Annotated in this window: 2 protein-coding genes; both read right to left on the reverse strand. The window is 57.6% G+C overall.

The genetic code is table 11. The features are described 5' to 3' along the window. Positions 1–28 precede the first annotated feature (28 nt). Complete coding sequence (locus tag IB248_RS30755) at positions 29–2,092, reverse strand: recombinase family protein (RefSeq protein ID WP_192242228.1); 2,064 nt, start codon at positions 2,090–2,092, stop codon at positions 29–31. Further along, on the reverse strand, positions 2,089–2,577 hold a 489-nt coding region (locus IB248_RS31435), incomplete at its 5' end, for a hypothetical protein (RefSeq protein ID WP_210333099.1). The genes IB248_RS31435 and IB248_RS30755, both read right to left, overlap by 4 nt.

Consider the following 2,577-nt stretch of genomic DNA (forward strand, 5'->3'; position numbering starts at 1 on the left):
CACGTTGTGTTCATTATGCACCCCCTCTTCAAGTGTCTGTAAACATTGGAATTTGACTTTCCGGCGGCGACTGACACGGGCGCCCTTTCCGCCTCATCGCAGTAGTGACGTCAGGATCGCGAAGATCGGAAGCGTTAATTTGGTACGGCGCGCCCGGGACAACCTGTTGGGCAGGCAATATCCCAGCCGCGATCAGGCTGCGAATGCGATGAGCGGTAACATCGCAAGCCTTGGCGGCTTCGGTTAGCGTCAGCCATTCTCCATCTTTCTCCGCTGATTTGTAGGCGTGAATTCCACGCACGCGCCGGATCGAACCGACGCGTTTTGCCGTCCAGGTCTTGCCTTGAGCAGTCGGCAGCCCCATCCGATTCAAGGTCGCAGCGATGTGCTCATCAGACCAGCGGCTCGCCATACTCTCAATGATGGCCAAGGCATCATCAGACGTGACGCATTCATGCTCACCGGATTGTGGTTTGCGCAAGCGGAGGGTGGAGTGTCGACCACCCTTCCAATGGATCGTCAGCACGATCTCGCTGTCAGCCTCATTGAGGTTGACGGTAATGTCGTTTATGAGCGCGCGCACCAACTGCTGGCGCGTTCGCATCGTCACGTTGGAAGACGACCAAGCTATGTCAAGATCTTCGGCAAGGCCTGTAAAATCGGGATTGGGTGTAGCCGAGTTGGATATCTTCATGTTTTGCAGGCGAGCCTCATACTCGCCGACACGGCGTAGTGATGTCTCCCAGTTCTTCTCGAGCTGTGCGGCAATCAGGCGGTTATCCGGATCGCACGCCGCGTAGCGTCGCTCGGCGAGCGAAGCTTCGTAACGAGCTTGTTGCAACTCGAGTTCGAGAATGCGCTGTTGTTCCCGTTGAGTTTCCATGTGCGTCCGCTCTGCAACAAGCGCTGCCTGAATTGCAATCGGCTGCACAACCCGCACCAACTCGCGCGCAATCGCCGTGTCGACCCGCTGGCCGCCAAAACACATGCAGCGCGGTAGTCCGAGAGCCGTCCGGCCGACGCATTGGTAGACAGGATAAGGGTAACGTCCTCGATAGGCTACCCTCAACCGATGCCCGCATTGGCCGCAGGTCATCAACCCGATCAACAGGGATCGACCGCCTCGCCCAGACTTGGTTCCATCGCGTTGACCATATGCATTGATGGCGAGTTGCTTCTGATTACGCTCGTATATTCCCCAGTCGATATAACCTTCATGGTGATCCTTCAAAAGGACATCATATTCGTTGAGGGGCAGAAGGTGACCGTACGTCTTGTAGGGGCGACCGTCGACGACTTCGGTTCTGCTCTTGCTTTTGCCATAGGCGTAAGCTCCAGCATAAAATGGGTTCTTCAGCACCGAGATTACATTGCGATAGCGGATCGGCGTCCAGTCGAGCGCCGTCAGTTTCCTGCCATCCGATGGACGGGGGAAATGCATCCCTTCGCGATGCAGCGCCAGATGGGTCTGACGAGCGCTTCCCAGTTGGCGAAAACGGCTGAATATCTGCCGCACTGCCTCCTGGACGCGAGCATCAGGATCCAGGCCAAGGCCGATCTCGCGATGCCAGATATAGCCAATGGGCACGCCGATGCGCAGTTCTCCTCGCCGTGCCTTGGAGCGGACCGCTTCGTACATGCGCGTTCGCAGAATATTTAACTCGAATTCGCTGATACTCCCCTTCATGCCCAACAATAGCCGGTCATTCGGACGGCATGGATTGTAAACGCCGTCGAGATCGATCACCCGAGCTTCAACCAGACCACACAGTTCCAAGAGGTGATGCCAGTCTCGGCCGTTGCGGGCGAGACGGGAAGCGTCGAGACAAAGGATGGCGCCAACGTTACCGGCACACAACCAAGCCACCAGCTTATCAAACCCCGGTCGCGCGACGGTCCCGCTCGCCGAGCGGCCAAGATCGTCGTCGATGACCTCGACATCTCGAAATCCACGCCGTCGCGCTTCCTCGACAAGTTCATACTGGCGTCGCTGGCTCTCGCGATTGAGTTGTACTTGGGCGGGCGTGGACTGACGGACATAAACCACGGCCTTCCGCTTTAGTAGCGACGCGGGAAGATCAACGCTCGTCATCGCCCGCCTCCATGATTCTCATCCCACCCGCCTGCAGGATCAATTGCGCGAGGCGCAGAACCATTGCCTGTCGCTCCGCAGTGTTCATTTGCGTCAACTCGGGTGTTTCCAACGTCATGCTGAGCTGGCAGGGTCGCTTTACGATGGCGGGGTGCTGTCGTGCTTTCATCACATGCCTCCTCGATAACTGTTGTGTCATCCGAAAAGACTTGCCTGAGTCCACGATCCTTGAGTACCCGATCGAGGTCCATCAGCGCTTCCACCGATACCTGCGGCTCTCCCAATGTCATCGCGGCACAGGTCGCGCGGTCGAGCATCCACCGTTCCACGGCGGTCGTTACTCCGGGTTCATGCTCGACAACGACGACTTCCGATCCGCTGCGCCGCTCGCCGTAGTAGCGTCGCACCTGCCGACCATAAAATGCATGCCAGCGGTAATGGATCTCGACTTCTTCCCCGATATGGGCAGAATGTCCGGAAGATTG

Source organism: Rhizobium sp. RHZ01 (assembly GCF_014851595.1).
Classification (GTDB): domain Bacteria; phylum Pseudomonadota; class Alphaproteobacteria; order Rhizobiales; family Rhizobiaceae; genus Rhizobium; species Rhizobium altiplani.